Genomic DNA, 25,669 nt, shown 5'->3' on the forward strand with positions numbered 1-25,669 from the left:
ATGGATTAAAAACGCGTTACATAACATTCCCTTAACATACATCCTGTCTATTTCTGTGACTTTTGCATTGTATAACCAGAACAATCAAACAGTTACGAATCATGAAGCTTTCAGTTTCTACCCTGCTATTACTACTTTTATTTGCAACGCTCTCCCAGGCCCAGATCACAACCAGTGGTATAAGCGGCCTTGTTAATGACTCGAAAAAAGAAAGCTTAATCGGAGCAACGGTTCAGGCCACCTATGTGCCAACCGGGACTAAATATGCAACCGTTACAGATGTTGACGGACGTTTCCGCATCAACAGCATGAACGCCGGCGGTCCTTACCAGATCATGATCACTTACGTTGGATTTCAAACTGAAACCCTGTCAGATATTGTTTTACAACTTGGTGAAACTACAAATCTGAATGTTGTTTTGAAGGATGCCGGCCAAACACTGACCGAGGTCACTGTGACCGGTTCACGTGGCGGGGATCGCGAAGGCACAGGTTCAAGTGTCAATGCGGAAACCATTCGGCGCTTGCCTACCATTTCCCGCAGTTTGACCGATATGACCAGAACTTCTCCGCAGGTCAACAACAACAACTCATTTGCAGGAACGAATTTCCGGTATAATAATGTGACTGTCGATGGTGCGGTGAATAATGACGCTATCGGTTTTAGCCCGTCGCTGGGTGGTTCAACAGGATCTACCGGACAGCCGGGATCAAGTACGCGTACCAACCCGATCAGTCTTGATGCGATTCAGGATATTCAGATTGCCGTTGCCCCTTTTGATGTAAGATTGGGTAACTTTTTGGGTGGGTCAGTCAATGCGGTAACCCGCAGCGGAACAAACGATTTGACGGGATCAGTTTACGGTTTTGGCCGTAACTCAGCACTGGTTACCAAATGGAACGGCGCTTCTGATGCAAAAGAGAAATTGCCAAGTACATTTCATGAATACCAGACTGGTGTTCGCGTTGGTCTTCCTTTGATAAAAGATAAACTTTTCTTCTTTACCAATGAAGAGATCACAAACCGCCAGGATCCTGTTCAATTTCAGGCCGGTACTGCTTCTTCTTTGATTAAAGATGTTGCGGTTGCGCAGCAGATCAGTGATTATGTTAAAACGAATTATGGCCTTGACGCTGGTTCTTTTGGTGATTATTCAATCAATTCGAAAAGTACCAAATTCTTCAACCGTATCGACTGGAACATCAATGCCAAACATCAGCTATCGATTCGAAACAATACCGTATTTTCAGAAGCAACCAACCTGGAACGTGATTCACAGAATTTCCGCTTCGGAAGTATTGATTACAAACAGCATAACAATCAGACAAGTACCGTTGCAGAGTTGAAAAGCCAGTTTGGCGGACATTCTTCCAACAGTTTGATCGTTGGATATTCATCAATCCATGATTACCGTAACACGCTTTCCAATGTCAGAACTTTCCCTCAGGTTGAAATCGGATATAATGGCGGAACTATTTTCCTTGGTAATGACCGCGAAGCATCGGTTTTCAACCTGAAACAAAAAACCTTTGAGCTGACTGATAACTTTACTTTTTATGTAGGTAAAAATACCTTCACGGTCGGAACACATAACGAGTTTTACAACATCAATTATGGATTTGTAAACTCCCCAAATGGCCGTATTTCTTACAGTAACCTGAATCAGTTTTTAGGTATAGGTACGCCTAATAACCAGTCGCTGCCAAACCGTGTGAGAGGATCATACCCTTTTGCTGACCCGACGAATAATCTGGACAATCAGTTTGATAATCCATATGCTCAGTTCAAAGTTAATTTATTAAGTGCTTATATTCAGGATGATATCCAGCTTACAGATAATTTTAAGATCACGCCGGGTATTCGTCTTGATTATTCAGGATTGCCTACGAAACCGACTTTAAGTCCGTTGGTAACAAACGCTGCGCAAGATCCTGGCTACGGAGGAACATATTCTTATACACCTTTGAAAGATATCAACAACAAATATCTGAATAACGTACAGGTTTCTCCCCGTCTTGGTTTCAAACTGGATATCAAAGGAGATAAGAGCATTATCCTTCGTGGTGGAACGGGATTATTTACCGGCCGTATTCCTTTTGCATGGCTGGGTTATGCGTTCTATAACAACGGTGTAGGTTACGGCGCTTATGATTTTAACAACAATGCGACGGCTGCAACCAAACTGGTTGGTGATCCTTTGGTACCAAATGGAGGTGTGCTGATCAACAACAATCCGGTTAACGGTGGTGTAAAACGTACACAGGTTGACTTAATCGACAATAATTTTAAAATGCCGCAAATGTTCAGAAGTAACCTGGCGGTAGATTATACGCTGGCCGGCTACAAGTTTACAGTTGAAGCCTTATATACCAAAGTGATCCAGGATCTGAAATTCCAGCAGGTTAATACAAAAGATGCTGTGCGTTATTATAGTTACGATACTGACCACCAGCAGCCGATTTATGTTGCCACAAACGGATCAGCCGGAGCGCAGCGGATTGACAATAACTTTGCGAATGCATACATGCTATCAAACACAAAACAAGGTTACCGTTACAGTTTGACAGGACAGATCCAAAAGAATTTCTCAACTGGTTTTGGTTTCTCGGCAGCTTATACCTACGGAAAATCATATGATATCACGAACGGTATCAGAAACTCGATGGAATCTAACTGGCAGCTTAACCAGTCTCTGAATCCTAACAATCCAAAGCTGGCTTACTCAAACTTTGACGTTCGCAGCCGTATTGTTGGAACAGTAAATTACCGCCACATTTGGAATCCGAAAAATGCAACCACGGTTAGTTTGTTCTATTCGTTCCAGTCAGGTACGCCGTTCTCATGGGGTTATGTCAATACAACGATCGATGGAACAGGCCAGGCAAACAGCTTAGCATACATTCCAAAGGATTTGGCAGAGGCACAAAAACTGTTACCGACAGGCACGCAGGCAGCTGATTTCATGGCCTTTGTTGATTCAAAATCTTATTTGAAAGGACAGAAAGGGAATTTCACAGAAAGAAATGGCGGCCGTACGCCATGGAACAATACGATGGACCTACGTTTTATGCACGAGTTTAAGATCAAAGGTCGTAAGTCAATCCAGGTTACTTATGACATTCTTAATTTCCTTAACCTGGTTGACAAGAAATTGGGTTATTCTTATTTCTCTCCAAATACGTTTAATTCAACGGCCTCTATTGGTTTGACACGTGCGACAAACCCGACAACCGGCGATCCGACATTTACATGGACAAAACCAGGTGCACCTTATTCGATTGATCCACTTGGATCACGTTGCCAGATGCAGCTTGGTGCAAGATATTCATTCTAAGAATATAGACTTTAACTGAAAAACCGCAGGGCATGATAGCCTTGCGGTTTTTTATGAACTTTAAATTTTAGTATCAGATTGTTAAAAAATTATGAATCAGCTATTTAAGAATTTCTTTCGGAAAAACATCTTCCTTCACTTCCCCCTTAACCAGAGACACAAAATAGGCGTTATTTTGTTCGTCGAGTGACACAACTTTTTTCACCTGATTATCTTCGAAATAAATACCGGCTTTATCGTCAACCGCATATCCCGCTTTGTATTCTCCGCTTTTGATTTTTGCCCAATATAGTGGTTTACGCTGTGCTTCGGCATGGTAATGAGGACAATGACTTGTTGTTATAAAGCCAAGACCGTCCACTTTTGTCAGCTCTGTCGGGCGGGAATCTGTTGTTCCGTGCTCAAACCAGCAAAGCGAACCGGCGCTGCCTCCGCCTAAAACGATCCCTTTCTCCCAAGCTTTTTTAAGAACTTCATCAATTTTATGGGCTTTCCAGATCACCATCATATTCAGCGTATTTCCTCCGCCGACAATAATGGCGTCCATTCCTAAAAGCACCGTTTCAAATGATTCTTTTTGAGTATAAGACGAGATGAACAAACGCTGAACATATGGACGGATCGGCAAACCCTGGCAGGAATCGTACCAGCGCGTAATAGTCACCAGAGAATCACCAGTCGCTGTGGGCAAAAAACAAATTTTTGGATTTTCTTTCCCTGTCAATCCGGCGATGTACATGATAAATTTGGGATCCATTGATCCGCCGGTAATAAAAATTTTCTTTTTCAATTCCTTCAATTCAATATTAGGTTGGGCTAATGAAATATTTGCCGTCAGAGCAGTTGTAGCGCTTAATTGTACAAATTTACGTCGGTTCATCATTTTAACAGGAGTTGGTTGAGGTTTAGCATGTTAGCAAAATTATATTGTTTCAACAATATACATCTATTAAATTAAAAAAATCAGAACTACAATACCCCTTAATGACGCTGCTGCTATACTTCAAATCACGGTTGTTACAAAATTGACTTTTCCGGAACATCAAAAGAAAATGAAGCGGGAATGAAAAGGCCTGTATTTTGTAATAGTTGAAATCAAACTTCACTAAAAGATCAGACAATTGAATTTGCCTGATCTTTTTCTTTTAGATAATTAAACTTTAGTATGTCAGCGCCGGATATTGATAAAGCAAATCCGGATTTTCAGCTTGGTTAAGCAGAAAGTCTGCCACATCATTCCTGGAAATTTTACCTATTTTTATACCTGATTCAAGTTTAGTTTTAACTTGATAACTTTTCGTACGCATCCCATTGGTGAGCATACCGGGCCGGATAATTTCCCATTTCAGTATACTTTTCGCAATGAGTTCTTCCATGTATGTTTTGTCTTCATACTGGTCTTTCAGGAAAAAGCGGATCACCATGCTCATGAAAAAGCTTAAATAATTTTTACTCTCTCCTGCCCCAAAACCAGTGACAATTAAAACAGGTAAATCCGGTCTTATTTCGCAGACCGCTTCAATAAGGGCCTTTGCAGTTTCAGAAAATAATATAGTATTTTTTTTATCTTTTGTTCCAATTGTGACCAGAATAGAATCCGCATCTATTATCACTTTTTTAAGATCCATTACTGATGTGGCATTTCCGTTTATTTTGGTTAGAAATTGATGATCCTGGATCATATCCGTATTTCTGGAAAAAGCGGTTACCTCGTGCCCGCGTTCCAAAGCCTGGTTGACAGCTTCCAGACCGATTCCGGCTGATGCACCGATTATTACAATTTTCATAAAAATGAGATTATCAGGAAAGCTGCTTTTCGTATTTAGCATTACAAAACTTTTGGCCAACGCCTGGTATTGCCACCAAAAGACTATCGTCACCCCAGGTCCAGGGGCGACCATCGGCAGTTAAAATTTCGGCCCCGGCTTCTTTTGCAATCAGGCCACCGGCGAGCCAGTTGTACGTATCCAGATCCTGCTGATAAAATACATCAATTCTGCCTGCACCGATGTATGCAAGTTGCAGACCATGCGGGCCGTAATTTCTTACCACGCCAAAATTGTCCAGAAGATCAGTAACTGACTTGCCTATTTTTTCATTTAATCCATCAACTTTTTCATATTGATACGCATACTCAAAAACAGCGGTCATCAATTTCAGGTCTGTTTTGGAAGAAGTTTTTATAGGATTTCCATTCAAAAAAGCTCCGCCACCTTCCTGTGCCCAAAACATTTCCTGGGAAAACGGATCATAAATCACGGCGAAATGTGGGCGTCCTTCGCGTACCAAAACTAAATTAATGGTCCAGCCCGTGATATGCTGCATATACTGGATCGCCCCATCCATGGTGTCACACAGCCAGTATTCAGGCAGATCGAGCGGTTTCTTTTGTTCTTTGAAATCGAATTCCTCACCTTTCCATGGCGTTTCCGGAAATTCAACAGACAAATATTCTTTCAAAGATTGCAGGCAGCGTTCTTCAATTGCATTCAACTGAATCGCAAAATCTTCTTTTGCAAGGGGAATAACCGTTTTTCTAAAATCCGGAAGGAACAGATCACCAGTTTTTTTAACAGCGTCAAGAATGACAGGAATATTGATTTCTTTTTGCATAACAACATTGTTTAATGGTTATGCAAAGGAAACGGATCTTAGGACCCGGCATGTAGGCGCAATAAGCGGAATGATGGTCTTAATCGCGGAATTTTATACGAAATTGTACCGGTGTTAATGTTGTTACCTTTTTAAAGAGCTTGTTAAAATATACAGGCTCGTCGTAGCCAAGTGCGTAACCAATTTCTTTGACGCTCATATCCGTAAAGTACAATAATCGTTTTGCTTCCATGATGGAAAACTGCTGAATATGCATTGAAACTGGTGTACCTGTTATTTCCTTGACAGTATCATTTAAATGAGACACAGAAATGGCAAGCTCAGCAGCATATTGTGAAGGCTGCTTCCAACTCTTGTAATTCTGTTTAAGAAGTTGCTTAAATTCACGTGCAATGATATCTCCACGGCCTTCTTTTTTTATTTGATCCTGTATCCCTGTTTCTATTCTTCCGGCAATTAAGCTTAATAAAGCTGCCAATAGTGAATGAGTTGTCCGGCCGGTATAACTATTGGTTGTGTCGGTCTGAGTTTTTTCAATCAGATCCAGCAATATGATCATTTGCTGAAAAAATGCAGATTGTTTGTCAAGTAACGCGGGCCCTTTAAACCCCTGTTCAAGAGCGATTTGAAAATCCATATCAATCAGAGACGGATCAAAACTGACCACCCAGCCACGGGGTTCAGTAATGTCTACTATATTGTGGACCTGTCCTGGAAATACAAACAACATTGCCGGCGCCTCGACAGCCAGTTCTTCAAAATCCAGATTTAGCTTTAACTTTCCATCGCTGGCAAACATGAAAAGATAGTGCGAGTCGCGATGTGGAGTGATCGTATCATGGTGTTCGTCACGATCAGACTTTTGCATATTTATCAAAAAAACACCCGCCTTTGCCAAGGGGGAAAGTTCGAACTGACGAATATTTTGTAATTGATTTTTCACCACTCAAAATTAGAAAAATTACAATGCTGAAGGGAAATCTAAAACAGGCTGAAAGTTTCAATATATTAATTCTTTACACGCAGTAAAAGTCTTCCAGTTAGTCTTTTGATAAATAATATTGTTTACAAACATTCACTTCCTGATTTTCAACTAATTTTAAAAAATTTTCCTTCTTATCAGTTCATGAAAAAACGTTACCAGGTTCTTTTTGCACTTTCTCTTCTCTCCGTTATTACTTTTCTGGACCGTATTGCCATTAGTGTCGCCAGTCCCAAAATCATGACGGATTTAGGACTCAGCAAGGAGCAGCTCGGCTGGGTTCTCGGAATCTTTGCATTGGCCTATGGTGGTTTTGAGATACCGACCGGTTTGATGGGCGACCGGCTTGGTGCAAAAAAAGTATTGATTCGGGTCGTTTTATGGTGGTCGGCTTTTACCGTGCTCACAGGTTTTGCGACGGGCTTTGGTATGCTTGTGATCACACGTTTTCTTTTTGGAATTGGCGAAGCCGGTGCTTATCCAAATTCATCCATTGTACTTTCCAAATGGTTTCCTGCCATTGAAAGGGCACGGGGACAAGCCTGGATATGGTCTGCGAGCCGCGTTGGCGGTGCGTTGACGCCGTTTTTAGTGATCCCTATTCAAAACCATTTCGGGTGGCGGGGCAGCTTTTTCTTTCTGGGAATACTCGGTTTATTATGGGTGATTTTCTGGAAATTCTGGTTTAAAGAAGAACCTGCCGAAATGAAGGGAATTACTGAACATGAATTAAACAATATTCTTGCCAATCGAAATCTGCCCCAGGGACATCACAAATTTTCCTGGTCAATTTTTAAAAATACCAACTTACAGCTTTTGATGGCGATGTACTTCTGCTACGCATCAGGAGCATTTTTCTTCCAGGCCTGGCTTCCGACTTATTTGCAAAAGGGCCGCGGGCTTGATGATCAGCAAATGTCATTTATCACTTCCTTTTCATTCGTTTTAGGTGCGGTGGGCTGTCTTTCCGGTGGTTTTGTCTGTGATTTTCTGGTCAAAAAGATTGGCCCAAGATGGGGACGCGCTGCTGTGGCAATAACCGGACTTGGCCTATCAGGCATACTGATGATGATATCCGTTTTTGTTAACGACAATACGCTGGCAACTATACTTCTATCCGCAGGTCTTGGATTGATGGATTTTACCATTCCTGCGTCATGGTCGACAGCCATGGATATTGGTGGTAAAAATGCGGGCACCATCACAGGTGCCATGAATACTGCCGGACTTTTTGGAAGCACTTTAAATACAATTGGGTTTGGCTATCTCGTAACTACATTTGGTAATAATTACCACGCGCCGGTTGTGCTTCTGGCCATTTTACTGATCATTGGCGCCCTGCTTTGGCTTAAAATTGATGCTACTAAGAGGATTTCGTTTGAGGTCGTTCAGGAGTGAAACCCATACTATTGATTAGCATGTAACTTGCTTTTAACCTGATCTTTTTTAAATTTAATTTTCCAAAATATCCTGGTACTCAACAAATAAATTTAAATTTCATAACAACAGAAGACCGTAAGTTTGCATAAAATGCAAACTTTTCGTTATATTTAAATATTATATGTTTGTTATTCATAGCAAGAGCGGTAAGGAAATTAAGGCTACTGTAAGGAAATTGGATACAAAAGAAATTCTATCCATCAATAAGGATAAATTTCATTTCAATTGGAGAACCGAAATCTCTTATAATGTTTACATGTTGACTGCGGATGGTATTGAAGGCGCATTAGGATTGATATCAATAGAAGATCGTTCGATGGATTACGCTATTCAAATCAGATTACTTGCATGTGCAAAAGAAAATATGGGTAGTGGAAAAAAATATGATAGAATAGCCGGTTGCTTAATTGCTTTTGCGTGTATGGAAGCTTTTAAGTCTGGATATGGAGGCTACATTTGTCTCAAACCCAAAACAATATTAAAAGAACATTATCAGGAAATGTATGGATTTACTTCAACAAAATTATTTCTAGTATCTCAGGGACAAAATTCCTTGGCTTTGATTAATAAATATTATGAAAAATAAAGCTCCAAATACTTTAAACGAATCGCACGACTTCGAGGGGTTGAGTGATAGAGAACTGGCCGAAGCATTTATATTTCCATCAATAGAAAATACAGATAAAGTAGAAAAAAAGGAAGATGAAGATTTCTGGAAAGAAAGACAACAACAATTCGAAAGCAGAAGTAAGCAACAAAAGATTTACGACAAATTACTTCAACTAAAATTTCAGTTAGAAGATTATGTTACAAACCAGAAATATGATGCAGATGCTAATTTCGGATTTTTCTTGAATGAGTATATCAACGGACTGGAAAAACAGGATAAACAATTTGCAGCAGATATAGATGTTAAACCAGCTGTTCTAAGCGGGTATATTAACAATCATAGAAAACCTCCGCACAAAATCATCATTCGGCTCGAACTGCATTCTAATGGCATAATTCCAGCCCACATTTGGTATAGATTATTGCAAAAAGATAAAGAACATCAAATCAAGACCGATGAGGTGATGAGAAAGGAAGAAAGCTCTCACGTAAAAAATAAACTTCAATTATTTTTTTAGAATAACTAATAACAATATATAAAAAACCTTACTGATCATTGATTAAATGCGTTTGTAAATAATTTCAAAATGCCTGTTGCAACATATAATTCAAGTAGTAAACCCCCAGCCGCAAAAATTCTCTACATCGATCACCTGAAGGTACTGCTCACCGGCCTTGTTATTTTGCACCACGCTTGTGTGACATACGCCGGACCAGGCTCCTGGTATTATGCCGAGAAGACGTCAAAAAGTGCTGTGATAATTCCTGTAACTATGCTTGTAGCAACCAATCAGGCATTTTTTATGGGCTTTTTCTTCTTTCTTTCTGCACTTTTTATCCCAGCTTCTCTTACTAAAAAAGGAACGACAGTTTTTGTTAAAGATCGTCTGAATCGACTGGGAATTCCATTGCTCTTTTATTCATTTATACTTTCGCCGGTGATGGATTATCTGGTTTATTATTATGACGGCGGTCATCATATTACTTTCGTCCAATTTTTGGGTGGATACCAGGGCTGGATGAGTTTTGGCGTTATGTGGTTTGTTGCCGCACTTTTGTTATTTACGGCTGTCTATATTATATGGAGAAAGGTTGATGAGTCGAAACCAACAATTTGTAAAACTCCATCACTTAGTGCCATTTTACTATTTGCTGGCGGGCTTGGTGTCGTAAGTTTTCTTGTAAGAATTATTTTTCCGGTTGGATGGGTCTTAAAGCCGGTTGGATTTCAATTAGGACATTTCCCGCAATATATCGCTTTATTCATTGGGGGCATTATTTGTTTTCATAACAACTGGCTGGGAAATATCGCTTCGCAATATAAACGATCCGGCCTCATAGCAATCGGTCTGATCATTTTCGGCTTTCCTCTCATTTACTCAATCAAGATTATAAATGATACGCCTCTCGAATGGTTTAGTGGTGGTATTCATTTTGAGTCCCTGTTATATGCGACCTGGGAGCAACTTACCGGTCTGACAATCATTACGAGCTTACTTTACATCGGCAAAAATTATTGGAACAAGCCATCTGCATTCCTGGCAAAATTATCCCGTTGTGCTTTTGCAGTGTATATTTTCCATCCACTCGTCCTTATCAGCTTATCGCTCTTTTTGAAAAACTGGCCGGTAGATCCTGCTATGAAACTGGCAATAGTGGCACCAGCTGGTATCCTGTTCAGCTTTCTTCTTGGGTATTTGGTTGCTCAGATTCCTGGCGTCAGGAAAATTCTTTGATTTATTTGCTAAACTACCCTTTCTTTCAGATAAATTAAATGATAAAATGAGACGGCAGCTTACCTTATTTCTTACTAACCAAAAGGACGAAATTGAAAAGATAAGGTCCGAATTTAATCCTGTTCAGTTTGAACTTATAGCCGCGCACATTACTTTATGCAGAGAAAACGAAATTGAAGAACTGGATAAAATCATTGGTAACATCCGAACAATTTCATTTTCGAAACCCTTGCAAATGGAGTTTGAACCTGTGGAAAGATTTGAGAAAGGAAAAGGTTTATTGATTCCTGCTAAAATCGGGAACAGTGATTTTCTTGAACTAAGAACAACAATACTGGCAGGAACCGGGGAATTTAACAGAAATTATCTCCCGCACATTACGCTAATGCATCCGAGGAATTCGATTTGTACAGACAAAATTTTTGATCAGATAAAAAAGTACAAATTACCTTCCATTATTAATTTTGATACAATCAGTTTAATTGAACAAACCGGCGACGGAGTCTGGAAGATAATTCAGCAATTTCCCATCTTCAATCCCAATAATTGAAAGACGTATGTCATTTCAGGAAAATATTTTCACCACCTTGTCAGGATATAACTAAAAGTCCCTTAACCATTATCCAACCGCGCTGAAAATTTCACATTCACCCGCTGATAAAGCTACGATTACTAAAAACATAGAACGACTAAAAAGTGCAGACAGCATTTTCCTTAAAACTGATTACTAAGAGATATTTGTTTGTCAAATATTTTGTTATTAAAAATGACCATTGTAAATTTACAACTGTAAAAATAAAAAAGTAAATAAAATGACTTACATCAGTGCACAACCACAATTAGCGAGTTCATGGGATGACATTTGTTATCCTGTCAATCCGGTGTGGCTGGCAGATCTTTTGCCGGAGTATGATATCATGGCAACTGATCGCCAGCAACTTATTGTGGGACAGCCGGATGGAGGTCGCAAAACAATTTTCGGTATTCAGAGTGCTGACTACTCCATCATTCCTAACGCAGCGATCCGCGATGTTGTCAATGAATTAATTGATGACTATTCGCTTCAAATTAAACATACCACAACGGGAGAATTCAGTATCAGTATAATTTTACCAGATGAATTATCGGTTGGTGGCGAAAAACTTTATAAAAGTCTGATTTTGACCAACAGCTATAATGGAAAAACTCCATTCAGCGTTCAGGGACAAACACTGGCTTCCGTTCCAAATAATGACACTTTGCCCGGAAGCAGTTTGTTCCGTACCGTTTGTCAAAACGGACTTGTTGGATGGGCGGACCCCTTTTTGAAAGTTTCAGCTTACCAGCAGTGGTTGAAACAATGGTCATTGGGAAAAGAAAAAGCACGAACTTCCCAAAGTCCGAAAGGCCAAAATCGACCGGTACAAGCAGGCGCTGAGATAAAAAAAATTCATCACGGAAAGCTGACTCTTGATATTTTTCAGCAGCGACTACGGGATATGCTTGCTTATCATTTACAGGTGAAACCAACTCTTACCGCTGACATTTATGAACATTTTCACAAAACAGCTGTAAAAAAATCGGATGAAGGATTGCTCAAAACATTACCGATTCCGGTTCAGCTGGCCAAACAGGCGCAGGAACGGTTACGATATGAAGAGCGAATTTTAAGTGCAGACCCGTCCTACTGGTTAATGTATAATGCTGTTAATTATGCACTGTTCACAGCCCGCAGCAGTCTTACACTTAATGACCGGTACAAACTGGATGAGCGTGTTTTTCATCATTTGGCTGCCCGTGCGTATGCTTAGGTACGGGATTTGAAGTAGTTTTCTTGTTGACAAAAACAATCAGCATAAAATTTCAGTACTAGTTAAATTCATCAGCATATGCAATCAGTTAATTTACGTCCGGTCTCAGGAATTCAGTCTCTATTCCTGAATGAAAGTAGCCCTAATTTGAGAGAAAAGCACTTTGTTAAAGAACTTTTCTCTGCACTTCCTCATGAAGATCTTGATTTATACGCCGGTTTCATCGGAGAAATTATCAGCCGGCCTGTAAACGAAGATTACATAACTGGTTCTGAGAGAAAAACGGTTCAACACGTTGAATTAAATGAAACTACAAAACAGCGTTTTGTAAATACAATGCAGCGTGTTACGCGGTTGCACGAAGGAATTTCACGCAGAGAACGAAGTTTCATTCAGCAGTTCTGGGCTCAGATCCGCAGGCTTTGAGTAATAATTTTGGTATAACATAAGGTATTTAAAAGTAATATCTTATTAATCAATTCCACTTTCTGATCGAAAGATTATGGCAATTAAATCAGAAGTATATTTTTTCAGAACAACTCAATATCCTGATTTACTGATGGAAGATTTCCAATCTGTAAATCAGGTACCTTTCCATAGCTTTACAAAAAAAACCTACTACATCTCCAACTTCAAGGACTTCAACACGATTGCCCCGAATCTGCTTCAATGCCAGATATCGGGGTAAATTCCCCGGCTCAGGGGAAAATAATTCCAAACTTAAATTTAATGGTGGTCAGTCTGACCTTTTCTAATATACACGTTTCCAAAATGGGGACTGGTAATGGCGTTGTGTAGATTCTGATACAACCTTTAATATATAATCCATGTAAAGATGAACAATAATAAAAACCTGGTGATACTGGGCGAAAATGATTTTCGTCTGTTAAAACAATTCTCGGAAACTTTGCCTTCCAACATCAGTGGCAATGAAATGACGTTGTCTTATGAATTAAACCGTGCTGTTGTAGTTGACAATAATGAACTTCCGGAAGATAGTATCCGGCTAAATTCTATCGTGAAAGTGCGTGAATTGATTTCAAATAAGGAGCTTGAATTTTCTATTGTGATGCCGGCATTTGCAGACATAAAACAACAAAAAATATCCATTTTGACACCTATGGGTGCGGCCTTAATCGGCCTGTGTAAAGGTGAAAAAGTAGAATGGAAAATGCCGGCGGGGATGAAAAAATTTGAAATTCTTGAAGTAAAGCAGGTTACTGTTTAAATTTTTAATCATGCTGGGAAACGGCAGTAATATGTCGCTTTCCAGCCTGTTCTATTTTATCGATGTGTAATGATGAAAAAAATAAAACTTCGCAATTCCGATAGATTAACAATATCTGAAATTATCATTATCGTCATATGGACGTTAACGATTGCTATATTTTTTATGATGTTCTGAGACGTTTTGGGTTAAACAGATTTCCGACTACCAATCTACGTCAAGTCGATGGCTGTAAACGAAAACCCCGAGATTGATATCTTATGCCCTTCTTTATATCTATCAATAAATCTTACCAGATAATGGCAAGTTGAATCGGTAAAGTTTTAAAACTTACTGTTTGAATCCATAAGCGATTATCTCTCACAAAAGGCCTCTTTTTCTATTTAACACCTTAGGAAATATGACTATTCTGACGAAAGAATGGTCATGTTTACCTTTTGTCAACCTCAGTATTGCTCCATTTACCTTTTGTACACCCCTATTTTCAGCGGATCAACCTTTTGTATACCCTTTAAAATTGAAGGCTGAATTTATCCGCCATACGTTTGCATTGCCTTCCGAAAGCACGATGCTTTAAACCGGTTGGCAAGAAACTTCAATCATTTTTTAACAAATTTATTTAGCTATTACCATGAAAAATTTAAAAATCATGTCGGGTAACATCGGCACAAAATCATTACTTGCTGGTCTGTTACTATTAGGCAGTTCGGTTAGTTTCGCTCAGAAATCACAGTATAACAATCACCTCGCTGTGGGAATGTATCAGGTCAAAAATGTTGATAAATTCTGCTTGCTTATTGAAAAAGGCTCAAAAAAATCAGCCTCGGTACAATTGCTGACAGAAAAGGGTATTGAACTTTACGGAAGCAATCTGCCAAAAAATAGCGCAAAATTCAGCCAGAAATTTGACATAACCAATCTGGAAAACGGCAGATACATTTTACGTGTCAAACAGGGTCATCAGGTGATCAACAAATCAATTGAACTAAACAGGACTTTACCAAAGGATTTACTTTCGGCAAGAACTGTTTCACTCCTTGATTGATAACTAATCAAGTATCTAAAATCAATTAGTCATAAATAATAAAGTACTCAAATCGAATGAACATCTCAGTTAAAAAATTAGCAATAGTCGTTTCATTAGTTTTCGTGATCGGCTTGGTTTCGTGTCAGCATGACGATGGACCAAAACCGGTTTTGCCGGATCCTGCATCTGCGCAGGCATTGAGAGACGGAGTTTCTCCGAATCTTCCAAAAACATATCAGCTTATCAAACATGGAGATGCGATTCTATCCTATTTTGAAGATGGTAAATTAAAAAAAGTAAGTATGGGCGCTAACATTCGCGGCAGTTACCTGACTAATGTTACCTATGCTTACAGTACAAATTCAATCGTGGCTACATTATCAAGAAATGGGAAAGAGGTTGCAATAACAACTTTTTTGCTGGATCCAAACACGGGACATTGTCTTGAATCCAGCCGGATAGATTATATGCCATTAGGTACAAATGCTGTACAGGAAGTCGAAACTATACTTTCCTACATTTATAATCCAAAGGGGCAATTGACAACCATGACTGACAAAAAAGCTCCAAATTCAAAAACTTTATTTGGCTATAATACGGCAGGTGATTTAAATAAAATCAGCTACTACGGTTATTCCGGAATTACACCAGGACCAAGTTTACTGACTGAATTGTATTTGTCCTACGAACAAATTGGTGGCGATCCGATGCTTGATGACTTTTCACCTGTTAATTGTGAACAAGCAGGCTTTCCTGATCCGTATCTTAAAATTTTCGGCAAACCAAGCAAACATCTGGTCAAAATGATTACAGAGAAAGCTATTCCCCGCGGCAAGTATTACAATTATGAGCTAAACAGTGACGGTTATGTAACGGCAAAACAGATTTATAATATCTCTGGCGCGGCGTTGGTTGAAACCAAGCGATATGATTATCTGGTCACTGAAATTGGGCTTCACCCTTAAAATTAAATCCCATCAGAAACCAGAGAGAGATACACAAGCCGGTATATTTCTCTATAAACAAATAAAACAGCAAATCTTAGTCATGAAAAAATTAATATTACTCAATTATCATACTTTTATTTTCAATCTGATACCCGTTGCAATACTCCTGCGACTTGAAACTGTAACAGTGAATTTACGTCACGGCGATATTATCGGTGCATCGCTGGAGCTGTTCAATGTCATTTTAGGTTCGCACTGGCATACATATCAGAACCGTCAGCAAAATCCTGGCGTTTCTCCAAGGTTAAGACGTTTTGTCAATCTCATTTTAAGCAGTCTTGTATCCTTGACAGTGCTATCCACAATTGCCTGAAAACCGATTGCGTATGTCAGTCAGCGTTACTAAAAGTTTAATTCAGCATTTAATACATATCAAACCACCAGATGGCTAATATTAAAACACTTCTTGATGAATGGGCAGTGAGAGATCTCGAAGATGGATCTTCCCTGACCATAACTGTGGTTAACTGTACAGAACTAGGTAATCATTCACTTCCGGGAATTCAGATACTTTTCATGGGAAATACGATCAATTTCGAACCAGATATAGTAGAGCGCTGGGCTTATCAGGCTTCCAAAACGGAAGATGTCGCTTTTTTACTTAGTGACTACTCCTGGATGGTGCACGAAGATCAGTTCATTAAAAATTATCTGATTCCGGGCTCGCCTTTGAAAGCACGAGTTGAAGTTAAAACACGCAGCTCGAAGGTGATCAGTAAAGAGTATGAATTACCCTTTGAAGTGTAAAAAGAAGAATCAGAACTTTCGAATTTTTCATTCCCAGAAACGAAAGTTCTGATTACCATTATTTTCAATTTTTAAAAACTTATCGCTTGTTTTATGACCTTTGTTAAAATTATTACTATAATCAACTGGATACTTATCACCGTTTACGGCGGATTCGTAGCCTGGGCTTTTATGCAGGAAAGCAAACCCAGCCACGAAATGCCAGGCGTAGAATCGGCGATCAAAGGTGTGATGTTCCTTATGCTTCTTGTCTTGGTAGGTCTGAACGTTGTATCACAGCAATGGATGAAAATTCTATCTACGTGCATTGCGACAATACTTCTTTTAATTATCTATCAGTTTGCCACGAATTAAATTTACAACACCATGAAATCTTTTGGTATTGCGCTGATTGCGGGTATTGCCGGATATGTCATTGCTGCCTCATTAAGCTACTTTTTGATAGGAAAATTTTCATCAAACGGCCACGACAGAAGTGTTGAAGCCAGCATGACAAGCATATTTGTTTTTGGCCCGATTGGGTTTATCCTCTCATTCATATCCGGATATATCTGGGCAAAAAATACTTTTCCATGAATAACACAGACTCCTCTCTTCGCTATTCAGAAGACGGACGTAGCGGAACCATTTATTTTAAAAATGAAGAAACCAGTTTTGAAATGTGGTATGAACTGGCGATGCCACCTGCCATAATCATTATGGGGATTCCGGAACCGAAATACTGGGAAAGACACACAAAAATTCCGCTTTCAAGAAGGGAAGAAATCCTCGGTTTTATTGGAGAACAGGTTATTAAAGATAAACTATCCGGAGAAGGTTATTTTTTGATCGATGATAATATTTTATCAATTTGTAGTGGAAAAAAGCCAGCCGATTGATAAATATCATCAGATATTTGACCGGGTTAGCTAGAATCTATACATCAGCTGAACATGAAAAAGCAACTGATATGTTCTCGAATTAAATCCGACAGGAGGAATTACATAGCTAAAAGTTGGTTGGGCAATGACAGTAAAATGTTTGGAAAAATTGTATATTACTCCTGCCCCAACTGTTGGAGATATTTTGAAAGTCTTATCGCCGGATTTGAATACAACTGGCCCAATGTCATCAATGTACATATGCGTAGTAGTCTCAAGGTTCCATAATGACCCTACTGAAAAATAGGGTGACAATTTTCTTGTTGATGATTGAAAATTAATCATTAAAGGGATAGAAAAATTGTGTGACCTTGCTTCTGTATTTCCGGAAATTAACCTTGATTTATTATACCACAGGCCGGTTGTGGCAGACCATTTTGGAGAAAAAGAATATTGTCCATTCAAACCAAACCAACTACCTCGCCAGGATCCTTCTGACTTATCAATATATGTATAAGTTCCGCCATTATTATCGGGAAGTATAATAGTATTTCTGGATTTGAAATGCCTGTACATAGGAGCCACCGTGGTAGAAAGTGCAAATTTACCTTGTCCTAAAACCATTGAAAATGAGCATAACTGAACAACCAGAACCATCACAATGTGGGAAAGTGCTTTCATAATTAATTGGTTGTGTAGCATTTTGAATTATCGCAGAGGCAGGATTTCAAAACGACTTTAAACAATAAGATTTGTTAGCCCCAAACTTACTTGTAAGAATATATTAAAATATGATTAAAAAATATAATTATTTAGATTTCGTCTATGCGTTAAAGGCAAACCAAAGTCCTCCAAAATAAGGTTAAAAGATTCCTGGAATGATCTTTTTTAATAATCCGGAAACAATTAATCATTGAATTACTATGGATAGCATCAATCAACAACAGGAAGAGAAAAACCACGAAGATCTTTTCGGACAGGCAGCAGGTGAAAAAATTAAAGAACTGGCAAAAGATGCAGGAACATGCTTTTTCTGCACTCGTATTACTTCTCAGCAGCCATTAAAAGTTAGACCAATGTCGGTGCAGAAAGTGGATGAGGAAGGTAATTTCTGGTTTTTAAGTGCCGACGACAGTCACAAAAATGCAGATATTGCGTCCGATCCGAATGTTCACCTATTGTTTCAAGGGTCCTCATACTCGGATTTCCTGAGCATTTATGGTGCTGCCACCATCACCAAGGATAAGGAAATCATCAAAGAACTTTGGGAGCCAATTTTGAAGACCTGGTTTACAGAAGGCGTCGACGATCCAAGAATTACAGCAATCAAGGTGGAAGCCAGAGAAGGTTATTACTGGGATAATAAACATGGAAATACAGTTGCCTTTGCCAAAACCGTTGTTGGCGCAATCCTTGGAAAAACCATGGATGATTCCATCGAGGGGAAATTAGTCAATCCATAACTAAGAGCAAAACAAAAGTTGTACGTAGTGTTCTTGGAACACTACGTACTTCCAACCAGTTGCGGTGGTTAAAAACATTACTTAGTTTAACTTATAAAAAAATTTGTGAAAAATGCATACCTAAGACTTGGATGTATACAATACTTTGGTATATTTGAGTTATGAATAAAAACGCCCAACAGCTTTTAAAAGGAAGTATCAATGCGGTAATATTAAAACTCCTTTCAGAAACGGAACGGATGTATGGATATGAAATATGTCAGAGGGTAAAAGAAATTACCAGCGGAGAATTACGTATAACAGAAGGAGCTCTATATCCCGCATTACATAAACTGGAAGGAGAAGGAATATTGACGACACAGACAGAAGTTGTAGATGGCCGTGCCCGGAAATACTATTCAATAGCCAGTAATCAGCAAGGAAATGCTGTTGACAGACTGGCAATGATACAAAATTTTCTTAACCAGCTACAATTGATACTTGAAACCAAAGATTTGATTTCAATACCGTAAATTACTATTTCATGAAAATCACGCAAGCTCAATATTTCGAGATAGAGGAATTCTTTACAAAAAATTGCAAGTTGGTTGAAACGGATTTCATTAAAGAAATGACCGACCATTTTATTGATGCCATTGAATCAAAACTTACGGAATCCTTTCCATTTGATAAAGCTATGGATTTGACCATTAAGGATTTTGGTGGTTTGGGTGCTATCCAAAAAATGGAGTGGCAATTCAGAATGGGATTTATGAAAAAACAAATCCGTGTTTTATGGGCATTGGAAAAAAGTCAGTTTGCCGGAATAAAACTATTAAGAACTGCAATTGTTTCGGCCGCGATCACAGCTTTATGTCTTTATCTGGGATTCTTTACTAAGAATGTGGCTGATAGTTACGACTTTTTAAGCGGATTGATATCCGGCGCATCTATTGTGCCTGTTTTAACTCTTCCAATTTTTCTCCTTCAGAGGTATGTAAAATGGCTTCGTGTTTTTGGTGTGATAAAATCTCAAATGGTTGTGAGAGTGTATGTAACATATGCTTTGTTTGTAATTTCGGCATTATCATCCTACGCACTTACAGAATCAGGATTTACGGTTTTGGCGAGTGCACTGCTGAATGCTGTCATTTGGTCTATACTGTCAATATCGTTTATTTCACTTATCGAATATTCTCAAAAATATGAAGGGAATTATTGGTATAGCACGAAGTAGTAGGCTGTTTTGGTTGAATAGGGATGGAACGATAGCAGCCCAGACAGACAGTATATCCGGAATAATTAGATTAGTTACTATATCAACCACCCCACTACCCCTTAGAATTTTCCTTCAGACTATTACTCCACTCAGCAGTTTTACTTGTAATTTTTTCTATTCTGTTTTCGAGAGATCTCACTGTTGCCGGATGCCATTTTCCTCCTTCACTGGTTGTTATCCCGAGCTCGGTAAGTTTGTTGGCAATTTCCAGAAGTGTGAGCGGGCCGCTTTGTCTTATTTCCTTTAAAACAGGCGCTAATTTCATGGCAAAATTATCGGCCGGAATACTTCTTTTTGATTTTCTAGAACGAAAATAAACAACACTCTTTTCCTGGTTCAATTCGGTCACCGGTTCAGGCTCCTCTTCATGCTCCCTATCTTCAAGTCCTGCCTTGTACATTTCACTTAACGCCTTGAAGAACATATATTGTACATAGTCCTCTTCAGACATTTTTGTCTCAAACTTTATTTCTGTTATTTCTTTAATACCTTCTTTCCTGGAATGCTGATCGGTAAGTTTTTTTAAAATATCACCGCAAAGTGAGAGAAAAACCGAATCCATTTTATCATTGTCTTTCATATTCACGGAGGAAATGTTGTCAATTCTTTTAATAAAAAGTGGTAATTAATTCATATTGATGTGTAAATGGACAAAGAAATATCTACAACCAGGGTATAGAATAGATAGAAACCCGTATATCATAGACAGATTGTCAATAATTTCCGGTCGGAATTTATTGACCGGCTTGAATTTTAAGCGAAAAATTTCTAACTGTGCGACTGAATCAAGCCAGGCTTTGGGGATAAAATGTTAATTGAAAGATCAATGCAGGAACTAACCTTGGTCTTTTAACCTTTTTTATAAATCAGATCAATTTTTACATTATAGATGGGCTTCGGTAATTTTTTAAATACCTTTGCCGCATTAAAAATATATCATGATTTACTTCTTTTCCAACGACCGCAATACCGTCTTTGCTCTGCAAATTGAACAATCCCTCTCTCAGGCAAATATTTCTAAATTATCCTGGCTTTTTGGTAACGCCCAGCTCAGTGAAGAAACTGTTCTGAGTGGATCTTATGTGGGCCCTCGTGCTGCAATGATTACACCATGGAGTACCAACGCTGTGGAAATTACCCAGAACATGGATATCCATGGGATTATCAGAATTGAGGAGTTTTTAAAAGTTGAGGCAGACTTTACCGGTTTTGATCCAATGCTGTCGCAAAAATACAGTGAGCTGAACCAGGAAATTTACACCATCAGTATCAAGCCTGAATCCATTCTGGAAATTGATGATATTGCTGAATATAACCGTCAGGAAGGTTTATCGCTAAGTTCTGAGGAGATTGATTATTTGAATAATCTTTCTGAAAAACTGGATCGTAAACTTACTGACTCAGAAGTTTTTGGTTTTTCTCAGGTAAATTCTGAACACTGCCGTCATAAAATCTTCAACGGTACATTTGTTATTGATGGCGAAGAACAGCCTTCTTCTTTATTCAAACTGATACGCAAAACTTCGGAAACCAATCCTAATGGAATTGTTTCTGCCTATAAAGATAACGTCGCGTTTGTAAAAGGTCCGCGCGTGGAGCAATTTGCTCCGAAACGCCCTGATGTTCCTGAATATTACGAGACAAAAGATTTCGATTCTGTCATTTCCCTGAAAGCTGAAACGCATAATTTCCCGACTACGGTTGAGCCTTTCAACGGTGCCGCAACCGGATCGGGAGGAGAAATAAGAGACAGACTTGCCGGTGGACAAGGTTCTTTGCCGTTGGCAGGAACTGCGGTTTATATGACTTCATTTTCACGTTTGGAAGAAAATCGTCCATGGGAACAGCCCATGGCAGAACGGCCATGGTTATACCAGACGCCGATGGATATTCTGATCAAAGCTTCGAATGGTGCTTCTGATTTTGGAAATAAGTTCGGACAGCCTTTGATCGTTGGATCCTTGCTGACTTTTGAGCATGAAGAAGATGCCCGTAAGCTTGGTTATGATAAAGTGATCATGCAGGCAGGCGGAATCGGGTATGGAAAGACAGATCAGGCTAAAAAAGAAAAACCTTCTGTTGATGACAAAATTGTAGTACTGGGCGGTGAAAACTACCGTATCGGTATGGGTGGTGCAGCAGTTTCTTCTGCTGACACCGGCGCAATGAGCTCGGGAATTGAGCTGAATGCGGTACAACGCTCGAATCCTGAAATGCAGAAAAGAGTTGCCAATGCCGTTCGCGGTATGGTAGAAAGTGATAACAACACGATTGTTTCCATTCATGACCACGGCGCAGGCGGACACTTAAACTGTCTTTCTGAACTCGTGGAAGAAACGGGTGGAAAAATTGATCTTGACAAATTGCCTGTGGGTGACCCTACCCTTTCGGCAAAAGAAATAATCGGTAATGAATCCCAGGAACGTATGGGACTTGTGATCGGACAGAAAAATATTGATACGCTTCAACGAATAGCAGACCGCGAAAGAGCGCCGATGTATACCGTCGGACAAGTGACTTCTGACCACCGCTTTACTTTCGAATCGGCTTCCACAGGCATAAAACCGATGGATCTTGAAATGGATGATATGTTTGGAAGCTCGCCAAAGGTTGTTATGCATGACAAAACCGTTGACAGAAAATATCAGCCTGTAACCTATGACCAGAAAGAGCTTCACAATTACCTGACGCAGCTTCTTCAACTGGAAGCTGTGGCAAGTAAAGACTGGCTCACCAATAAAGTTGACCGTTGCGTTGGCGGCCGCGTTGCGAAACAGCAATGTGCCGGTCCGCTTCAATTGCCTTTGAATAATGTGGGCGTTATGGCGCTGGATTATAAAGGAAAAGAAGGAATAGCCACTTCAATCGGCCACGCTCCTCTTTCTGCGCTGATTGATCCCGCTGCCGGTAGTCGCAATGCAATAGCTGAATCCCTTTCGAATATTATCTGGGCGCCTTTACAGGACGGACTGGAAAGTGTTTCGCTTTCTGCCAACTGGATGTGGGCCTGTAAAAATGAAGGTGAGGATGCACGTTTATATGCAGCGGTAAAAGCCTGTTCCGAATTTGCGATCAGTCTGGGAATCAACATTCCTACGGGAAAAGATTCCTTGTCAATGAAACAAAAATATAAGGATACAGAAGTGATCGCTCCCGGAACTGTGATCATATCAGCTGCCGGGCATTGTGATGATATCACTTCGGTAGTAGAACCGGTTCTTCAAAAAGACGGAGGTGCGGTTTACTATATCAATCTATCCGAAGATCTTTATAAACTGGGCGGTTCTTCTTTTGCTCAGATTTTGGGTAAAATCGGAACAGAAACGCCGGATATCAAAAATGCGGAATCTTTTAAAAATACTTTTAATACGATTCAAAAGCTGATCAAAGCAGGAAAAATTCAGGCGGGACATGATATTGGCAGCGGCGGTTTAATTACTACCCTTCTGGAAATGTGTTTTGCCGATCGTGATCTTGGAGCAGATATTGATCTTTCATCTTTGTCAGATCAGGATATGATCACCAAACTTTTCGCCGAAAATATTGGAATCGTTTTCCAGGCTGATTCAGAAGCCGAATTTGTTCTTGAAGCGGCTGGTGTAGATTTCCATAAAATAGGTACTGTTACATCTACGGCAACTTTGACAATTAAAGATCAGTCAGTAACGCAAGAATTTGCTATCGACGAACTTCGCGATGTCTGGTTTAAAACTTCTTATTTGTTAGATAAAAAACAAAGCGGACCCGTTAAAGCCAAAGAACGTTTCGATAATTATAAAAACCACGTATTGCAATACAATTTTCCATTACAATTTGATGGTAAAAAACCAGTAATTGATCCATCAAAACCAAGACCAAAAGCGGCTGTCATCCGTGAAAAAGGCAGCAACTCGGAAAGAGAATTGGCCAACGCAATGTATCTGGCAGGTTTTGATGTGAAAGATGTGCATATGACGGATTTGATCTCAGGCCGCGAGACACTGGAAGATATCCAGTTTATCGGTGCTGTCGGAGGATTTTCAAATTCTGATGTTTTAGGTTCTGCCAAAGGCTGGGCTGGTGCATTTCTTTACAATGAAAAGGCAAAAATCGCTTTGGAAAACTTCTTCAAACGCGAGGACACACTCTCAGTTGGTATTTGTAACGGCTGCCAGTTGTTTATAGAATTGGGCCTTATCAATGAAGATCACGAAGAAAAACCTAAAATGCTTCATAATGAAAGTAAAAAACACGAAAGCGGATTTACTTCTTTAACAATACAGGAAAACAATTCTGTTATGCTTTCCACATTGGCCGGCAGTACGCTTGGTGTATGGATCTCTCATGGCGAAGGCAAGTTTGAACTTCCTTATACAGAGGATCAATACAGCATCGTGGCAAAATATGGTTACGAATCATATCCGGCCAATCCAAACGGTTCAGATTTCAATACCGCAATGCTTTGTGATAAATCAGGAAGACATTTGGTGATGATGCCACACATCGAAAGATCGTTGTTCCAGTGGCACTGGGCCAATTATCCGAAAGGAAGAAAAGATGAAGTTTCTCCGTGGATGGAAGCATTTGTGAATGCCAGATTGTGGTTGGAAAAGAAATAAGTTAATAGAATTAATATCAAAACACCCTCAATAGATTTAATCATTTATTGAGGGTGTTTTGTTTTATGTTGAATTGCAAAGAACCCATGCGCCATAAGCAGGAATTTGTAAGTTGGGATTTAATACGCTATTTTACCTTCACAAGATTTAGTACTTTGGGAGTTCGTTAACTTATCACCTTCCTGAATTATACCTGCCTAAACTATAAAAAAATACTGCGGGAAGTAAAGATGGTGTTAGTAGCGACTTCTGCATCTAACATGCACCAGAACTGCTCGTTTAGATTTGACTAATTTAAAATTATGAGAATATGCTTAACAAAATCATTAAATCAAGTATCCTCTTTGCGCTTATGTTCACACTGGATTCGGTAAAAACCTTTGCACAACAAGACGAAAGAAAGTTTCGCATTGCCAAGCTCGAAGTTTATCCAACAGACGTGGAAGCCTACAAGGACGCGCTTGCACAACACGCAAAAACGGCTGTTAAAGTCGAAAAAGGAGTTCTTGCTTTGCAAGCCGTTCAGGATAAAACGCATCCTGAACTTTTCACAGTTTTTGAAGTATATGCTAGTGAGGAAGCATACCAATTTCACTTAAAAACACCGCACTTTATCAAATATAAAAATGGTACGCTAAAAATGGTCAAATCGCTGGAACTGATCGAGGTAGCACCTGTTGCGCTGGAAATTAAAGAGGTTTTGGTTAGGTAATTGAAATTAAAAAATCAGAATGGATTTATTGACTCTAAAATTATTTATTGAAACTGCTTTTTGTACAAAGAGATTGGCCGCTTATGTCGTCCCTAAAATAAACTTAGCCATTTGCTTATCTCTTCCGGGAATCCGGTAAGTCTTAATTTACAAAGGACCAGATTTCATGATATGTAAATTTTGGATTAATGGCTTGAAATGGGACTTATCCTTACACTATCTGCTTGCCAAAAATCTTGTTTAAGAAGATGATAATATCTGTAA

At 39.3% G+C, this 25,669-nt stretch carries 27 protein-coding genes; 21 read left to right on the forward strand and 6 right to left on the reverse strand.

What is annotated here, in order from left to right; all coding sequences use genetic code 11:
• Nucleotides 1-101 precede the first annotated feature (101 nt).
• The gene (locus tag LXL81_RS09665) at nucleotides 102-3,335 is read left to right on the forward strand and encodes a TonB-dependent receptor (protein ID WP_234646574.1); all 3,234 of its coding nucleotides are present in this window, start codon (nucleotides 102-104) and stop codon (nucleotides 3,333-3,335) included.
• Between the two features lie 100 nt (nucleotides 3,336-3,435).
• Here the strand turns inward: LXL81_RS09665 and LXL81_RS09670 are convergent, their stop codons facing one another.
• The 4 genes from LXL81_RS09670 to LXL81_RS09685 form a co-directional block, all read right to left on the reverse strand.
• Nucleotides 3,436-4,218 carry a peptidase E gene (locus LXL81_RS09670; RefSeq protein ID WP_234646575.1) on the reverse strand — a complete coding sequence of 261 codons (783 nt, stop codon included), beginning with the start codon at nucleotides 4,216-4,218 and terminating at the stop codon, nucleotides 3,436-3,438.
• A gap of 277 nt (nucleotides 4,219-4,495) precedes the next feature.
• On the reverse strand, nucleotides 4,496-5,122 hold the full coding sequence (locus LXL81_RS09675) for an NAD(P)-dependent oxidoreductase (protein WP_234646576.1): 627 nt from the start codon (nucleotides 5,120-5,122) through the stop codon (nucleotides 4,496-4,498).
• A 13-nt stretch (nucleotides 5,123-5,135) separates the two neighbouring features.
• Nucleotides 5,136-5,948, reverse strand: a complete 813-nt coding sequence (locus LXL81_RS09680) for an inositol monophosphatase (RefSeq protein WP_234646577.1) — start codon at nucleotides 5,946-5,948, stop codon at nucleotides 5,136-5,138.
• 79 nt (nucleotides 5,949-6,027) lie between these two features.
• The gene (locus LXL81_RS09685; RefSeq protein WP_234646578.1) at nucleotides 6,028-6,816 is read right to left on the reverse strand and encodes a helix-turn-helix transcriptional regulator; all 789 of its coding nucleotides are present in this window, start codon (nucleotides 6,814-6,816) and stop codon (nucleotides 6,028-6,030) included.
• Between the two features lie 258 nt (nucleotides 6,817-7,074).
• Here LXL81_RS09685 and LXL81_RS09690 point away from each other — a divergent pair, with 258 nt between their 5' ends.
• The 15 genes from LXL81_RS09690 to LXL81_RS09760 all read left to right on the forward strand — a co-directional run bounded on the left by LXL81_RS09690 (nucleotide 7,075) and on the right by LXL81_RS09760 (nucleotide 17,392).
• Nucleotides 7,075-8,328 (forward strand): MFS transporter, encoded by a 1,254-nt coding sequence (locus LXL81_RS09690; protein ID WP_234646579.1) that lies wholly within the window; start codon nucleotides 7,075-7,077, stop codon nucleotides 8,326-8,328.
• A 163-nt stretch (nucleotides 8,329-8,491) separates the two neighbouring features.
• Nucleotides 8,492-8,956, forward strand: coding sequence for a hypothetical protein (locus LXL81_RS09695; protein ID WP_234646580.1), 465 nt, complete (start codon nucleotides 8,492-8,494; stop codon nucleotides 8,954-8,956).
• Nucleotides 8,946-9,497: a hypothetical protein gene (locus tag LXL81_RS09700; RefSeq protein WP_234646581.1), complete on the forward strand. Its 552-nt coding sequence runs from the start codon at nucleotides 8,946-8,948 to the stop codon at nucleotides 9,495-9,497. Before LXL81_RS09695 ends, LXL81_RS09700 begins: the two co-directional genes overlap by 11 nt.
• A gap of 69 nt (nucleotides 9,498-9,566) precedes the next feature.
• Complete coding sequence (locus LXL81_RS09705) at nucleotides 9,567-10,715, forward strand: acyltransferase (protein WP_234646582.1); 1,149 nt, start codon at nucleotides 9,567-9,569, stop codon at nucleotides 10,713-10,715.
• Between the two features lie 46 nt (nucleotides 10,716-10,761).
• Nucleotides 10,762-11,265 (forward strand): 2'-5' RNA ligase family protein, encoded by a 504-nt coding sequence (locus LXL81_RS09710; protein WP_234646583.1) that lies wholly within the window; start codon nucleotides 10,762-10,764, stop codon nucleotides 11,263-11,265.
• 262 nt (nucleotides 11,266-11,527) lie between these two features.
• Nucleotides 11,528-12,505: a DUF945 domain-containing protein gene (locus LXL81_RS09715; RefSeq protein ID WP_234646584.1), complete on the forward strand. Its 978-nt coding sequence runs from the start codon at nucleotides 11,528-11,530 to the stop codon at nucleotides 12,503-12,505.
• A 78-nt stretch (nucleotides 12,506-12,583) separates the two neighbouring features.
• Nucleotides 12,584-12,931: a TerB family tellurite resistance protein gene (locus LXL81_RS09720; protein WP_234646585.1), complete on the forward strand. Its 348-nt coding sequence runs from the start codon at nucleotides 12,584-12,586 to the stop codon at nucleotides 12,929-12,931.
• Nucleotides 12,932-13,340: 409 nt separating this feature from the next.
• Entirely contained in the window at nucleotides 13,341-13,733 is a 393-nt protein-coding gene (locus LXL81_RS09725) for a GreA/GreB family elongation factor (protein ID WP_234646586.1), read from the forward strand.
• Nucleotides 13,734-14,364: 631 nt separating this feature from the next.
• A complete protein-coding gene (locus LXL81_RS09730; protein WP_234646587.1) occupies nucleotides 14,365-14,778 on the forward strand; it encodes a hypothetical protein in 414 nt (137 codons plus the stop codon).
• A gap of 56 nt (nucleotides 14,779-14,834) precedes the next feature.
• Complete coding sequence (locus LXL81_RS09735) at nucleotides 14,835-15,725, forward strand: DUF4595 domain-containing protein (protein WP_234646588.1); 891 nt, start codon at nucleotides 14,835-14,837, stop codon at nucleotides 15,723-15,725.
• 82 nt (nucleotides 15,726-15,807) lie between these two features.
• Nucleotides 15,808-16,080, forward strand: a complete 273-nt coding sequence (locus LXL81_RS09740; RefSeq protein WP_234646589.1) for a hypothetical protein — start codon at nucleotides 15,808-15,810, stop codon at nucleotides 16,078-16,080.
• Nucleotides 16,081-16,151: 71 nt separating this feature from the next.
• Complete coding sequence (locus tag LXL81_RS09745; RefSeq protein ID WP_234646590.1) at nucleotides 16,152-16,514, forward strand: hypothetical protein; 363 nt, start codon at nucleotides 16,152-16,154, stop codon at nucleotides 16,512-16,514.
• A 93-nt stretch (nucleotides 16,515-16,607) separates the two neighbouring features.
• A complete protein-coding gene (locus tag LXL81_RS09750) occupies nucleotides 16,608-16,868 on the forward strand; it encodes a hypothetical protein (RefSeq protein WP_234646591.1) in 261 nt (86 codons plus the stop codon).
• Between the two features lie 12 nt (nucleotides 16,869-16,880).
• On the forward strand, nucleotides 16,881-17,090 hold the full coding sequence (locus LXL81_RS09755; protein ID WP_234646592.1) for a hypothetical protein: 210 nt from the start codon (nucleotides 16,881-16,883) through the stop codon (nucleotides 17,088-17,090).
• Nucleotides 17,087-17,392, forward strand: a complete 306-nt coding sequence (locus LXL81_RS09760) for a hypothetical protein (protein WP_234646593.1) — start codon at nucleotides 17,087-17,089, stop codon at nucleotides 17,390-17,392. Before LXL81_RS09755 ends, LXL81_RS09760 begins: the two co-directional genes overlap by 4 nt.
• 30 nt (nucleotides 17,393-17,422) lie before the next feature.
• On the opposite strand, the gene LXL81_RS09765 is transcribed toward LXL81_RS09760, so the two are convergent.
• Entirely contained in the window at nucleotides 17,423-18,055 is a 633-nt protein-coding gene (locus LXL81_RS09765) for an outer membrane beta-barrel protein (RefSeq protein ID WP_234646594.1), read from the reverse strand.
• Nucleotides 18,056-18,297: 242 nt separating this feature from the next.
• Here LXL81_RS09765 and LXL81_RS09770 point away from each other — a divergent pair, with 242 nt between their 5' ends.
• The 3 genes from LXL81_RS09770 (at nucleotide 18,298) to LXL81_RS09780 (ending at nucleotide 20,053) form a co-directional block, all read left to right on the forward strand.
• Entirely contained in the window at nucleotides 18,298-18,837 is a 540-nt protein-coding gene (locus tag LXL81_RS09770) for a pyridoxamine 5'-phosphate oxidase family protein (protein WP_234646595.1), read from the forward strand.
• Between the two features lie 161 nt (nucleotides 18,838-18,998).
• Complete coding sequence (locus LXL81_RS09775) at nucleotides 18,999-19,349, forward strand: PadR family transcriptional regulator (protein WP_234646596.1); 351 nt, start codon at nucleotides 18,999-19,001, stop codon at nucleotides 19,347-19,349.
• Nucleotides 19,350-19,360: 11 nt separating this feature from the next.
• Nucleotides 19,361-20,053: a hypothetical protein gene (locus LXL81_RS09780; RefSeq protein ID WP_234646597.1), complete on the forward strand. Its 693-nt coding sequence runs from the start codon at nucleotides 19,361-19,363 to the stop codon at nucleotides 20,051-20,053.
• Nucleotides 20,054-20,147: 94 nt separating this feature from the next.
• On the opposite strand, the gene LXL81_RS09785 is transcribed toward LXL81_RS09780, so the two are convergent.
• The gene (locus LXL81_RS09785; protein ID WP_234646598.1) at nucleotides 20,148-20,675 is read right to left on the reverse strand and encodes a recombinase family protein; all 528 of its coding nucleotides are present in this window, start codon (nucleotides 20,673-20,675) and stop codon (nucleotides 20,148-20,150) included.
• Nucleotides 20,676-21,033: 358 nt separating this feature from the next.
• On the opposite strand from LXL81_RS09785, the gene purL reads away from it, so the two are divergent.
• Together purL and LXL81_RS09795 are read left to right on the forward strand one after the other, a co-directional pair.
• Nucleotides 21,034-24,693, forward strand: a complete 3,660-nt coding sequence (gene purL, locus LXL81_RS09790; RefSeq protein ID WP_234646599.1) for a phosphoribosylformylglycinamidine synthase — start codon at nucleotides 21,034-21,036, stop codon at nucleotides 24,691-24,693.
• 310 nt (nucleotides 24,694-25,003) lie between these two features.
• Nucleotides 25,004-25,405 (forward strand): putative quinol monooxygenase, encoded by a 402-nt coding sequence (locus LXL81_RS09795; protein ID WP_234646600.1) that lies wholly within the window; start codon nucleotides 25,004-25,006, stop codon nucleotides 25,403-25,405.
• Nucleotides 25,406-25,669: the final 264 nt, after the last annotated feature.

This window comes from Dyadobacter sp. CY356 (genome assembly GCF_021440195.1).
Lineage (GTDB): Bacteria > Bacteroidota > Bacteroidia > Cytophagales > Spirosomataceae > Dyadobacter.